Below are 12,762 nucleotides of genomic sequence, written 5' to 3' on the forward strand. Positions count from 1 at the left end.
TCTTATATAAAGTTTAACTACCTAAGAATAGAATACTAGCCATTTTCGGAACCGAATCGAATTTGCTATTGGTTTAAACTCATCTAGAGTTACAATGGAAAATAAAATAAAATAAAACAAATATAAGGACGTTGGCTATGAACTTACACACGTGCACTATTGTGCTCAAAGATAACCATAAACTCACCTACCATAATGTTGAAAAAAGCCTAGAAATAATAGAAGTACACGGCACCTCTGGCATTAGTAATATATTGATCGATGCTACTGATGGGCAAACTATACGCTCTTACTACGACCTATCGGTGGAAGAGTCTATTGAGAGTCTGATGGATTTATAATCCTTCTTCAAAAATAGCAATAGGCCTGTTTTAGCAGGCCTATTTTTTATCTATTCTATCAAAACTACAAATGCTTGAGCATCCATACATCACAGCTGTCATGCAAGGTCCCAGCTAGAGGAGAGTTAAGGTGTTCAAAGCCCAGACTTTCATAAAGTTTAACAGCTTCGGACATATTCGATAAAGTATCTAGGTAACACTGTTCAAAACCTTGCTGCTGGGCAAATTCAAGGCACTTTAGAGACAACTTTTTTCCGAGTCCTAACCCACGGCTCTCTTTCAGCAAAAAAAGCTTTTTTAGCTCACTTATTTTCCCATCAGCGGTGAAGGGAGCAATACCACAACCGCCTACGATCTTATTATCCAGAAGAGCGACCAAATACAAGGAATTTTTCTCCAGCGAATAATATTGGCTCATATTTTCGACTTCAGCATCTGACGGTCCAAAACCTTCTCCAACAGCACCATACTCTTTGCCAACTTGTTTTATGATCTGGCATATCTTCGAATCATGCTCGGGGGTAATTTGGATAATGCTTAACCTTTGATCACTCATATTTACTTCCTGAAAACGAGAATAAAGGCCAATAAAAATAATACAAACCTTGATTCATATCAAGAAGATAAAGAGATCCGAACAAGCACAATCAATACCATTAGGAAAATTCATCACAATGGGATTAAAAAGGTTTTGGGGCGTAGCCTGTCATCACGCTTAGCTCTAGAAACTTACCCAGCTTCGTCATTGGGTGTACCACAATTAAGCCTTTGACGGACTTCTTTAGCTTTCCAATATCAGCCTGCTCCGCCTTGGTAATCTCACGTGAAAAGGCCATCGCTTTAAGCGTTTTACGTTCCTTGCTCAAATCATAAGTTTGCTTACTTCTGAAGGCATGAATTTTTTTATTGAGTTTATCTATTTCATCAGTAAATTTAGTCACCATTTCTTGGTCACCACGAGTTCTCGCTGAGTCCAACTTGCGCTGGCATTTATCGACGCGATTATTAAGATCTTGAATTTCTTGCGTAGTACTCATTATGTCATGTTCTCAGAAAAAAGGTTAGTGAGTCTAACATAATTAGGAAGTGCTGTATTGCCAAACAATCAACCACATATCAGCTTGACACAAACACAGTAGCGCACGAGGTATGAGCCAATAACGCCATAAAAAGAGACTTACGACCTGCTTGAAAACTTCATCTAAAAACAAGACGTAATACATTTGGCTACCAGCCTCGTAATACACTCATCTGTCCAGTCAAATTCAAGCGCTATTTATAGCGCGATATAATTTGCACGCTACCCATGACTAATATATTGACATAAAAGATAAAAATTGGAGCTTACTCATGCAACCTAGAACAATCCATTCCTATACATTTAAAACTAAAAACTAAATTATCAATAAATATGTGCCTATACCCACATATTGTCTAATCTTAATGTAGCAGCGGTTGACTCAGGATCCGCCCCCTATATTGTTTAGTCTTTGTTAGGCATGCTCTCCTGGGTTCAACTATTTATAACTGGAACTGGCACTGACACTGGCGCCCTAAGAACTACTAAAAACAGGATGTATGTATGAGCCTTACAATTCGAAGCCGCCTATACATTTTGGCACTTGCTCCTTTACTCATCATTGCACTGGGCATGCTTGGATTTACCTACATAAAAACCAACGAGCTTAACGCTCAGCAGATTGAAGTTACTCGAAGTAATATGATGGACATGAAGAAAGAGGAGCTTAAACACTATCTTCAAATGGCACAGTCTGCGGTACAACCTTTACTTGATAAAGGTGCAAGTCTCGAAGAAGCCTCCCCTATTCTTAGGGCCCTGAAATACGGTAAAACAGGCTACATGTTTGGTTACGACTCTAAAGGTATCAGAAAAATTCAAGGCAGCAGTACCGCAGGTATTGGTAATAATTATTGGGATTTGAAGGATAAGAAAGGTAACTATCTTATTCGTGATCTTATCCGTAACTCGAAATCTGGAGATTTCACCACCTATTATTTCCCCAAGCCTGGTGAAAAAGAAGCCTTACCTAAACTCGCTTATTCTATTTTTATTTCAGAGTGGGATCTCATGCTAGGGACTGGTTTCTACACTGATGATATTGACGAGCTTGTTGCAGAAATGGAAAGCTCATCCAACGAGGCACTGCAAGAAACGCTGTCTGCTATCATCCTATTCTGTATTATTATTGCAGCTATTGTTGCGGTATTTTCTGTCGGAGTAAATCGCACTATTCTTAAGCCTCTTGAACTATTTGATGCATCTATAAGCTCATTTGCCAGTGGCGATGCCGACCTAACAGCGCGTATGGATAGTTTTAAAGCGCCGGAGTTTTCACAACTGAGTACCAACTTTAATGCCTTTGTCGCTAGCCTACAAACTATAATCCGCAGTGTCAGCGAAGTCGGTCAGCAGGTGGTATCTGAAACAACCAATATGACTGGACGTGCGGCAAAAGTCGATGAAATCGCGTCAGGGCAGCGACAGGAAACAGAACAAGTCGCTACAGCAATGACTGAGATGACAACGACCGCATCAGAAATTTCCAACAATGCCAGTCAAGCAGCGGATTCAGCTAAAGAAGCGGATGATAATGCAAAGAATGCTCAAAGTATTGTCAATTCAGCAGCGCAGTCGGTAGAAGCACTTGCAGAAGAAGTTTCACAAGCCAACGGTGTCATCTCTCGCCTTGAAAGTGACGTTCAAAACATATCGTCTTCTCTAGAAGTCATTCAAGACATTGCTGAACAGACCAATCTATTAGCACTCAATGCTGCTATCGAGGCTGCTAGAGCAGGTGAGCAAGGCCGCGGGTTTGCCGTGGTAGCTGATGAAGTTCGTAAATTGGCAAGTCGAACTCAAGACAGCACTGGCGAAATTCACCAAATGATTGAGCAGTTGAAATCTGCTTCTGATGACGCTGTTAAGGCGATGGAATCAAGCCGAAAACGCGGTGCAAGCACGGTTGAAGAAGCCAATGCTGCAGCCAGAGCATTAGTCAAGATTCAGGAATCCATCGGCACCATTATGGATATGAACTCTCTCATTGCCACAGCAACGGAAGAACAAAGCATTGTGGGTCAGGAAATTTCTGAACGTATCGTGGTTATTTCCGACCAAAGCTCTCAATCTGCCGAACTAGCGAATGAAAATAAAGCAGGTAGCCAAGGGCTAAACCATAGAGCTAATGAACTCTATGACTTAGTGGGCAGGTTTAAAGTCTAAAAACTCCTTGGCCCGCCATTTAAGCGGGCCTTTTTACATTACCTCTCTCGCCACTCAAATCACCTAGCACGTCCCCCGCAAGCTATAGAGCAAAAACTCTCATTATTGAAGTGCGTTCCAATAGTCACGTAACTGCAAATTTTTTTTCACCAATTTCCATGAATCACACGCAAAGTTATTGACTAATTAATACAATTAAACACCCCGATTTTACCATGTGTGTAATTTGTGTGTAAGTTGTAGATAGGTTTCTCAGAAGCCACAAAATATATCAATTGCTTGATGTTTGTCGTAGGCCATGTTCAACAATATCTTTTACTATTCAAAGGAAAATAACATGTACAAGAAGCTTATAAGTTGTTGTATTGCATCAACTCTATCAGTTATCTCAACGTCAGGGCTTGCACAACAAGGCGAGGTAAAATCCACTGCTACCGAAAGTCAAAACCTTGCACCTTTACTAACAGTCGCAAGTAACAAAGGAATAAAAAATAAGTATATCGTGGTGCTAAAAAAACCAGAAATGATGTTTGAAGGCTCACAAGCGCTGGTTCATTTCACACAGCAAACAGTCGCGGGTTTAGCAAACCAGCATGCATTTTCAGCCGAGAGAATTTACGACCATGTACTCAGTGGATTTTCAGCCACACTAACCAAAGAACAGCTAAAATCTCTTCAATCTGACCCACAGGTTGACTTCATCGAGCAAGACCAAATTGTTTCTCTCGATCCTATTTTGTCAGATGAAGGAACCCAAACAAACGCAGTGTGGGGCTTAGACCGAGTTGATCAACGTAACTTACCTCTAAGCGGCAGCTACAACTATAACTTTGATGGTACAGGTGTCACGGCATATGTAATTGATACCGGTGTAACCAACACCCATATTGAATTTGGTGGTCGTTCCAGATCTGGCTATGATTTTGTCGACAATGATAACGATTCAACCGACTGTAATGGGCACGGTACCCACGTTGCAGGAACCATAGGTGGAAATCAATACGGTGTTGCAAAAAACGTCAACATTGTTGGTGTAAGAGTATTAAGTTGTAGAGGATCGGGCTCAAATTCAGGGGTTATTGGAGGAGTCAACTGGGTTGCAGCCAATGCTTCAGGCCCTTCAGTGGCCAATATGAGCCTTGGTGGAGGTGTTTCTAGCTCATTGGATCGCGCAGTCGCAAGCGCTGTACAATCTGGCATTAGCTTCGCATTAGCTGCGGGCAACTCGAATGCCGACGCTTGTAACTCTTCACCTGCCCGTGAGCCAAGTGGTTTAACAGTCGGCTCCACAACAAGCAGTGACAGTCGCTCCAGTTTCTCGAATTGGGGAAACTGTGTTGATGTATTTGCGCCTGGCTCAAGCATCAAGTCGGCTTGGTATGATGGTGGATACAAAACCATTAGTGGTACGTCAATGGCTGCACCTCATGTTGCTGGTGTGACTGCGCTCTATCTAGATGAAAACAACTCTTTATCTCCATCACAAGTCTCAGCACTAATAGCAAACAGAGCTAGCACTGGCAAGATTAATGACACTAGGGGCACGGTAAACAAACTTGTATACAGCCTCAACGATAGTGGCTGTGAGCCAGATTGTAACACTCCAACTCCAGATGGGGAGCTTAGTAATGGAACACCTGTGAGTAATATTAGCGCGAGCCGCGGTGGGAAAAAGCAGTACTATATTGATGTCACTGCGGGTAAAACTCTCACTATAACCACAAATGGTGGTTCCGGCGATGCTGATTTATATGTACGATTTGGTGCACAACCGACAACCGGGACGTGGGACTGCCGCCCTTATCGCTCTGGTAATAATGAGGTGTGTACTATATCCAATACACAAACTGGTCGTTACCACGTCATGCTAAATGCATATAGCACCTACAGTGGGGTGACTCTCCAAGCAAACTACTAACTTAAATAAACGTCTAACATAGAGTCAATGCCAGTCAACACTTGTTGGCTGGCATCTTTTCATCCACCAACCCCCAAAAGCATATATTAGTGAGCGGTTCGTATATGGACCGTTTTGCTACCGATTCCCTACTCAATTTCTACTAGGCTGCTTAATAAATAATATTGATTTCAATAGCTGTTGTTAATATTAAATTTAAATTAGAAAATAGCCACTAGTATTCATATACTTAAAGATAACAACAATTACTGACATTTAACCCACCAAGATATCAGTGATGCTATAAAATTAGATTTGCACAATACGTTAGATTTTTATGGTTGAAACAACTGTGTCACAACACCGGAGGTCTCTTGATTACTTTCATGCTCAATCAAGAAGTCAAACAAGAACATCAACTTTCACCCAACATGACTGTTCTTCAATACCTAAGAACACATACACGTAAAACTGGGACTAAAGAAGGATGTGGTTCTGGAGACTGCGGCGCTTGTACCGTCGTTTTAGCTGAAGCCAAAAACAATCAGCTTGAATATCGTTCCATTAACGCATGCCTGACCTTTATTTCTTCATTACATGGAAAACAGCTCATTACGGTAGAAGATTTGCAAGAGAGTGATAAGTTGCACCCCGTTCAGCAGGCTATGGTTGACTTTCATGGTTCTCAATGTGGTTACTGTACTCCTGGCTTTATTATGTCGATGTTTGCACTGGTAAAGAATAAGCCTAAGTTAGACAAACAAAATATTTTGGAGTCTCTCGCCGGCAATTTATGTCGTTGCACTGGTTATCGTTCAATCGTAGATGCGGCTCTTTCCTTATCTTCTAATCAACCTTTAGTTGATCAATTTTCTTCTCTTGAGAAGACAACCATTTCCCAACTCACATCTCTCAGTAAACAACCTGCGACCCTTAAGTTTGGTAAACTCACTGCCTATTTGCCGCGCAGCATTGAAGAAATAGCTAAGGTTTACACTGTAAACCCTAAAGCCAAATTAGTTGCGGGAGGAACAGACTTAGCATTAGAGGTAACTCAGCTTCACAAAGAAATTACAACCTTGATATGCTTACATCTTGTTGATGATATGAAGCTATGTTGTGAGAACGGTAAAGTAATTAGTATTGGTGCCAATACCAATATTACTGATGCAGCTCCCCTACTCACACAACACTTTCCTGACTTTGGTGAGCTATTACACCGTTTCGCTTCACCACAAATACGTAACCTAGGTACCCTTGGAGGGAATTTAGCTAATGCATCTCCAATCGGTGATATTGCTCCTCTTCTTATCGCACTGAACGCTAAGTTAAAGCTACGATGTGGTGGGGAAAAACGAACAATACCACTTGACGATTTCTTTGTTAGTTACAAAGTCACCACACAACAAAAAAGCGAGTTCATAGAACAAATTCTCATCCCCAAGCTAAAAAGTAAAACATTGTTTCGAGCCTATAAACTCTCCAAACGTCTTGATGATGACATTTCTACAGTATGTGGCGCTTTCAATATTGAAATTAAAAACAACAAAGTCATTAATGCTCGAATAGCTTTTGGAGGTATGGCAGAAATTCCAAAACGAGCCATTCATTGTGAGAACACTCTCATTGGTAGTTCATGGGATCAGAAAACTATCGAGTCAGCAATGAAGTCAATAAGCCAAGATTTCGAACCACTGACCGACTTTCGTGCTAGCAAAGAGTACCGATCTATAGTCGCTGCCAACATGCTTCAAAGGTTATTTATTGAACAAGACTATCTTAACAATCAAATTGAAACACGAGTGACCTCTTATGTCTAAATCACATCAAAAGGAGTTAACCACTGGCGTAGGCAAAAGTGTCAAACATGATAGTGCAGAAAAACAGGTTACAGGTACAGCGGTTTACGTTGATGACTTACTTGAATACCCAAATCAATTACATGTCTATGCAAAACTCAGCACCTATGCACATGCAAAGATAACTAAGCTTGATGTTTCCCCTTGCTATGAAGTTGAAGGCGTTGAAATCGTTATAACGCACCAAAACATTCCTGGGAAATTGGATATTGGCGCTATTTTACCAGGGGACCCACTACTCAGCGACGGCTTAATTCAATACTACGGCCAGCCAATTTTTGCCGTCGCGGCCAATAGCCTCGACATAGCACGCAAGGCAGCACAAGCTGCCATTATAGAGTATCAACCTCTTCCTCCTCTACTCGATGTCAAGCAAGCTTTAGAGCAAAAACAATTTGTCACAGAAAGCCACCAGCAAAAAAGAGGCTCATCGAAGAATGCCCTAAAGCAAGCCAAGCACATCATTGAAGGTGAGTTAGGAATAGGTGGACAGGAGCACTTTTATCTAGAGACTCAAGTCAGCAGCGCAGTACCCACTGAAGATGGTGGAGTGCAGGTTTACGCTTCAACGCAAAACCCTACAGAAGTCCAACATAAAGTCGCACAAGTTCTCAACCTACCGATAAATAAAATTATCATCGAAGTACGCAGAATGGGCGGAGGTTTTGGCGGTAAAGAAACTCAGGCTGCGATTCCTGCTTGCCTAGCCGCCGTCATTGCTCATCAAACCAAACGCCCAACTAAAATGCGTCTACCCCGTATGGAAGATATGACGCTAACCGGAAAACGGCACCCTTTTTACAATCAATATAAAGTCGGATTCAATGACGCTGGTATCATTGAAGGCATTGATATTGTCCTTTCAGGAGACTGTGGCTATTCTCCAGATCTATCTAGTTCAATTGTTGACCGAGCTATGTTTCACTCTGACAATGCATACTACTTGGCGGCCGCAACGGTTACAGGCCATCGCTGCAAAACTAATAAAGCATCAAACACTGCATTTAGAGGCTTTGGTGGGCCTCAAGGAATGATGACTATTGAACATATCATGGATGAAATTGCTCACTACCTAGGGAAAGATCCTCTCGATATCCGCAAGGCTAATTACTATGGTGGTGAAGGGCGAAACATTACGCATTACCACCAAAAAGTAGAAGACAATTGCTTGCAAGCGATCACGTCTGAGCTTGAAAAAACCTGCGACTATCACTCTCGCCGTCAATCCATCAAGAAGTACAATAAACAAAGCCCAATACTTAAAAAAGGCTTGGCTATCACTCCAGTAAAATTTGGTATTTCCTTTACCGCCACTTTTCTCAATCAGGCCGGCGCACTGATTCATATTTACACCGATGGTAGTATTCACCTTAACCATGGTGGTACGGAAATGGGACAGGGTTTGAACACCAAGGTGGCACAAATTGTTGCCGAAGAATTCCAAGTAGATATAGAACAAATTCAAATCACAGCTACAAATACAGATAAAGTACCAAATACTTCCCCTACAGCTGCCTCTTCAGGAACCGACCTAAATGGTAAAGCTGCTCAGAACGCAGCTATAACAATAAAAAAACGCCTAACTGAGTTTGCGGTCAAACACTATCATATACCTGCACAAGACGTTGTGTTTAAAAATGGCAATGTGATAGTCGGTACTGAAACCATAACCTTTGAAGCTTTCATTCAAGAGGCATACTTCAATCAGATATCACTTTCAAGTACTGGCTTTTATCGGACTCCAAAAATCCATTATGACCGTGAGAAAGCACGTGGCCGACCATTCTACTATTACGCATATGGGGCTGCCTGCTCAGAAGTTATTATTGATACTTTGACGGGAGAATATAAAATTCTACGTGTTGATATTCTTCATGATGTTGGTGCATCACTAAACCCTGCGATAGACATTGGCCAAATCGAAGGCGGCTTTATACAAGGCGTAGGCTGGCTAACCACAGAGGAACTGAGCTGGAATGACCAAGGCCGCCTTACAACTAATGGGCCCGCGAGCTACAAAATACCGGCTATTACCGATATGCCAATTGAATTTAATACTCAGCTTCTACAAAACCACACTAACCCTGAGGATACGGTCTTTCATTCAAAAGCTGTTGGAGAGCCACCATTTATGCTCGCTATTTCAGTCTGGAGCGCATTAAAAGACGCAATAGCTTCTATCGCAACCAAGGGCTCATCCCCAACACTCAACACACCTGCAACACCAGAGCGTGTGTTAATGGCTATTCAGGAAGCGACCCAAACTAAACCATCTTAGTAAAGTAGGCAGTTTCTCAGGAGAAAACCATGTATAACGATAATTGGGTTCATGAGCTTGCTCAGCTAGAAAAACAGCATCAGCCTTGTGTAATAGTCACGATTTTAGAAACACATGGATCAGTGCCAAGGGCTGCTGGCACTAAAATGCTCATCACAGGTGATCGTCTAATCGCAACTATTGGTGGAGGACATTTAGAGCACCTTGCAACACAAATTGCACGTGAAATGCTGCTATCTGGTGAGGAATCCCCAAAACTAGAACGATTTAACCTTGGGGCGAGATTGGGTCAATGCTGTGGTGGTATGGCAACACTCAGCTTCGAGCCAATCAGATCTAACATTAAACATTTAGTCATATTTGGAGCCGGCCATGTGGCTCAGGCACTGTTACATATTGTGTCAACACTTCCATTTCAAATTACTTGGATTGACCAACGTGACAATATTTTCCCAGAATCTATCCCTACACATGTCACTAAGTTAGTCTCTGATGAACCGCTATATGAAGTTAGTAGTCAACCCCCGGGAAGTTACTACCTTGTGATGACACACAACCATCAGTTAGATTTTGAGTTAGCGAAAGCCATCTTAGACAAAGGCGATAGTACTTATTTCGGCATTATAGGTTCACAGTCAAAAAGAAAGAGATTTGATATGCGATTAGCTCAACGAGGTTACTCACAACAGCAAATAGATACTGTTGTTTGCCCTATTGGTTTAAGTGGTATCAATGGCAAACATCCCGCAGAAATTGCAGTATCAATCGCAGGAGAATTAATCATGCACTATCAAGGGCAGCCCATTGAACAGAAACGCTCTAAGCAGAAAATGGCTTGCAGTGACCAAGCCGAGATCTCGATAAAAGATAGAATAGCCTAACCCCTGACTGTAAGCCAAAAAGGAAGTATATATGGCAAGTCAACGCAAAGCTTACCGCGCAAGTATTATACACAGCATCGCTGATCCAAAAGACGTTGGACTAAACAATTCTTATCAGTTCTTTGATGATGGACTGCTAGTGATTGAAAATGGCAGCATAATAGACATAGGCGAGGCTCAAACACTACTTAAAAAACAACCAAAAGACATGCAGATTACTGAATATAAAAACAAAATAATAACTTCTGGCTTTATAGATACCCATATACACTACCCACAAACAGGAATTATCGCCTCTTATGGAGATCAATTACTTGATTGGTTAGAAAACTATACGTTTCCTGAAGAAATGCGCTTTAACGACCCCAACTACGCAAGAAGTGTTGCCAAACTCTTTTTTCATCAACTATTGAGTAACGGTACCACCACGGCTTTGGTCTTTGGTACTGTTCATAAACAATCTGTTGATATCTTTTTCGAAGAAGCACAAAAACGTCGGTTAAGAATGATCGCTGGAAAAGTTCTCATGGACCGCAATGCACCAGAAGAACTGACTGATACACCAGAATCGGGCTATCACGAGTCTAAACAATTGATTGAGAAATGGCACAATAAAGGAAGGCTTCTCTATGCTGTAACTCCTCGATTTGCTCCCACCAGCAGCCCAGAGCAATTGCAAATGGCTGGTAAGCTACTAGAAAAATATCCAGACGTTTACATGCATACGCACCTATCCGAAAACCTTAAAGAGATTGAATGGGTTAAGGAGCTATTCCCAAAGCGTGCTGGCTATCTTGATGTCTATGATCACTATGGACTTTTGCATAAGCGCTCCGTGTTTGCACATGGTATTCACCTGTCGGATCACGAATGTCAGCGTTTGGCTGAAACAGATTCAGCAATTGCGTTTTGTCCAACATCCAACCTCTTCTTAGGCTCAGGTTTATTCAAACTATCTAAACTAGAAAGCTACAAAGTCAAAGTCGGTATGGGCACCGATATTGGTGCTGGCACCAGTTTTTCTTTATTACAAACCATGAACGAAGCATACAAAGTAATGCAACTTCAACAAGAGAAATTACACCCCTTGAAATCTCTCTACCTAGCAACACTTGGTGGGGCGAGAGCTCTAGACCTAGAAGATAAAATTGGCAATCTTGAAGTCGGTAAAGAGGCTGATTTTGTGGTACTTGATTTACACGCAACGCCATTACTTTCTATAAGAATGGAGCAAACCAAAACTCTAGAAGAAAAGCTCTTTGTTCTACTGACTCTTGGAGATGACCGTATCGTATTTGAAACCTACATCCTAGGTGAAAAGGCTTATGCTCTTAGCTAGAGATATAAAGGTTGAAAATAGTGTGTAAAAAATACGGATACATCAAAATAAAAATCATATTGAGAATAAATTCAATACCACTGCTTTATTTAACTACATATTATTTAATATCAATGACTTAAAAATTACATTTCGGGCATGATATATGCTTAAGTAACTGAAACTGGAGGTATTATTTATGTCAGAAAATATAAGGTTACTTAATCCACAACAAGTCGCTAAATTTGATGTCGAATATATCGATAAGGCTTTATTTCGGCTTATTTGCAGTATCATTGATCAGAATATTAGCAATCCAAACCAAGCACATTTTCTAGACGTGGGAGGAGGTAATGGATTGTATGCCGACAAGCTACTTAGTCAATACCTTGGCTGCTTTGTCGATATCATAGAGCCTGATTCGAATATGAACACTAAAAATATACCTAATAGTAATAAAGTTCTTATTAATAGCGTTTATCAACAATTCAAAGGTACCAAAGACTACGATATGATCCAGTTTAACTGGGTATTACATCACTTTATTGCATCCTCTTACAGCGAAACTCATGAAATCCAGTTGGAAGGCCTGAAATCTGCCTACAACATGCTTGGATCAGAAGGCATTGTAATTATCTTTGAAAACTTTTATGAAGGGAAAGATCACTCAAATGCACCAGGTAAGTTAATCTATCAATTAACGTCTTCTAAGCTACTCAAGCCTATGACTTCTCAAATGGGCGCCAACACCGCTGGAGTAGGCGTTTGTTTCAATTCAGAACTTCACTGGCGAGAGCAACTAATAAAAGCGGGGTTTAATAGTGTTTTTTCTGCTCATTGCTACGATTTTGGTGATCTGAGTCCACTCAAAAAATGGATGCTTGGTATCGAAAATCAACGTGTAGGAATGTTGGTAGGTGTCAAAACTCCATAATAGGCTAATT

10 protein-coding genes are annotated in these 12,762 nt (G+C 41.2%); 8 read left to right on the forward strand and 2 right to left on the reverse strand.

Features of this window, described 5'->3' with window-relative positions; translation table 11 throughout:
- Nucleotides 1–137 precede the first annotated feature (137 nt).
- The gene (locus OCV27_RS16145) at nt 138–341 is read left to right on the forward strand and encodes a hypothetical protein (protein WP_125321013.1); all 204 of its coding nucleotides are present in this window, start codon (nt 138–140) and stop codon (nt 339–341) included.
- A 64-nt stretch (nt 342–405) separates the two neighbouring features.
- Here the strand turns inward: OCV27_RS16145 and OCV27_RS16150 are convergent, their stop codons facing one another.
- Complete coding sequence (locus OCV27_RS16150) at nt 406–897, reverse strand: GNAT family N-acetyltransferase (RefSeq protein ID WP_125321012.1); 492 nt, start codon at nt 895–897, stop codon at nt 406–408.
- A 124-nt stretch (nt 898–1,021) separates the two neighbouring features.
- Entirely contained in the window at nt 1,022–1,378 is a 357-nt protein-coding gene (locus OCV27_RS16155; RefSeq protein ID WP_125321011.1) for a YibL family ribosome-associated protein, read from the reverse strand.
- A gap of 545 nt (nt 1,379–1,923) precedes the next feature.
- Between OCV27_RS16155 and OCV27_RS16160 the strand changes: the two genes are divergently transcribed.
- The 7 genes from OCV27_RS16160 (at nt 1,924) to OCV27_RS16190 (ending at nt 12,752) form a co-directional block, all read left to right on the forward strand.
- Nucleotides 1,924–3,585: a methyl-accepting chemotaxis protein gene (locus tag OCV27_RS16160; protein WP_125321010.1), complete on the forward strand. Its 1,662-nt coding sequence runs from the start codon at nt 1,924–1,926 to the stop codon at nt 3,583–3,585.
- A gap of 337 nt (nt 3,586–3,922) precedes the next feature.
- On the forward strand, nt 3,923–5,503 hold the full coding sequence (locus OCV27_RS16165) for a S8 family peptidase (protein WP_125321009.1): 1,581 nt from the start codon (nt 3,923–3,925) through the stop codon (nt 5,501–5,503).
- A gap of 410 nt (nt 5,504–5,913) precedes the next feature.
- The gene (gene xdhA, locus OCV27_RS16170; RefSeq protein WP_245986724.1) at nt 5,914–7,302 is read left to right on the forward strand and encodes a xanthine dehydrogenase small subunit; all 1,389 of its coding nucleotides are present in this window, start codon (nt 5,914–5,916) and stop codon (nt 7,300–7,302) included.
- The gene (gene xdhB / locus OCV27_RS16175; protein ID WP_125321007.1) at nt 7,295–9,619 is read left to right on the forward strand and encodes a xanthine dehydrogenase molybdopterin binding subunit; all 2,325 of its coding nucleotides are present in this window, start codon (nt 7,295–7,297) and stop codon (nt 9,617–9,619) included. Before xdhA ends, xdhB begins: the two co-directional genes overlap by 8 nt.
- A gap of 29 nt (nt 9,620–9,648) precedes the next feature.
- Nucleotides 9,649–10,500, forward strand: a complete 852-nt coding sequence (xdhC, locus tag OCV27_RS16180) for a xanthine dehydrogenase accessory protein XdhC (protein WP_125321006.1) — start codon at nt 9,649–9,651, stop codon at nt 10,498–10,500.
- Nucleotides 10,501–10,531: 31 nt separating this feature from the next.
- The gene (gene guaD / locus OCV27_RS16185; protein ID WP_125321005.1) at nt 10,532–11,839 is read left to right on the forward strand and encodes a guanine deaminase; all 1,308 of its coding nucleotides are present in this window, start codon (nt 10,532–10,534) and stop codon (nt 11,837–11,839) included.
- Nucleotides 11,840–12,017: 178 nt separating this feature from the next.
- Nucleotides 12,018–12,752 (forward strand): methyltransferase domain-containing protein, encoded by a 735-nt coding sequence (locus OCV27_RS16190; protein ID WP_125321004.1) that lies wholly within the window; start codon nt 12,018–12,020, stop codon nt 12,750–12,752.
- Nucleotides 12,753–12,762: the final 10 nt, after the last annotated feature.

Source organism: Vibrio pectenicida (assembly GCA_024347015.1).
In the GTDB taxonomy this organism is placed as follows: domain Bacteria; phylum Pseudomonadota; class Gammaproteobacteria; order Enterobacterales; family Vibrionaceae; genus Vibrio; species Vibrio pectenicida.

Bases quoted from the DNA above. Each gene is read 5' to 3' on its own strand.
- xdhB (WP_125321007.1), top strand. From the start codon at position 7,295: ATGTCTAAATCACATCAAAAGGAGTTAACCACTGGCGTAGGCAAAAGT.
- OCV27_RS16150 (WP_125321012.1), bottom strand. From the start codon at position 897: ATGAGTGATCAAAGGTTAAGCATTATCCAAATTACCCCCGAGCATGAT.
- xdhA (WP_245986724.1), top strand. From the start codon at position 5,914: ATGACTGTTCTTCAATACCTAAGAACACATACACGTAAAACTGGGACT.
- OCV27_RS16190 (WP_125321004.1), top strand. From the start codon at position 12,018: ATGTCAGAAAATATAAGGTTACTTAATCCACAACAAGTCGCTAAATTT.
- OCV27_RS16165 (WP_125321009.1), top strand. From the start codon at position 3,923: ATGTACAAGAAGCTTATAAGTTGTTGTATTGCATCAACTCTATCAGTT.
- OCV27_RS16160 (WP_125321010.1), top strand. From the start codon at position 1,924: ATGAGCCTTACAATTCGAAGCCGCCTATACATTTTGGCACTTGCTCCT.
- OCV27_RS16155 (WP_125321011.1), bottom strand. From the start codon at position 1,378: ATGAGTACTACGCAAGAAATTCAAGATCTTAATAATCGCGTCGATAAA.
- xdhC (WP_125321006.1), top strand. From the start codon at position 9,649: ATGTATAACGATAATTGGGTTCATGAGCTTGCTCAGCTAGAAAAACAG.
- OCV27_RS16145 (WP_125321013.1), top strand. From the start codon at position 138: ATGAACTTACACACGTGCACTATTGTGCTCAAAGATAACCATAAACTC.
- guaD (WP_125321005.1), top strand. From the start codon at position 10,532: ATGGCAAGTCAACGCAAAGCTTACCGCGCAAGTATTATACACAGCATC.